1 protein-coding gene is annotated in these 398 nt (G+C 64.8%); it reads left to right on the top strand.

The window, feature by feature from the left end; all coding sequences use genetic code 11:
• Positions 1 to 398 (top strand): family 78 glycoside hydrolase catalytic domain (locus tag BEN49_RS15660; protein ID WP_158022961.1); only part of this gene is annotated, 398 nt, incomplete at both ends.

Raw genomic sequence — 398 nt, forward strand, 5'->3', positions numbered from 1 at the left:
ACCAGCGAGGGCCCCATCCGCTTCGCCGAGCTGCAGCGCGGCGAAACCTACGACGCGCGCCTGGAAAAAACCGGCTGGGCCCAGCCCGGCTACGACGCCCGCGGCTGGACGCCGGCCCGGGTGCAATCCTACGCGAAAGACAATCTATTTGCCTCGTTCAACGAGCCCATCCGGGCCCACGAAACCTTTAAGGTCGTGAAGGTTACGAAGTCGCCCAAGGGCGAAACCATCCTCGACTTCGGCCAGAACCTGGTGGGCTGGGTGCGGGTGAAAGCGCGCGGGAAAGCGGGCGATAAGGTGACGCTTTCGCACTCGGAGGTGCTGGACAAGCGCGGCAACTTCTACACCGATAACCTGCGCTCGGCCTCGGCCGAGGACACGTACTACCTGCGCGGCAC

This window comes from Hymenobacter coccineus, from assembly GCF_001816125.1.
In the GTDB taxonomy this organism is placed as follows: domain Bacteria; phylum Bacteroidota; class Bacteroidia; order Cytophagales; family Hymenobacteraceae; genus Hymenobacter; species Hymenobacter coccineus.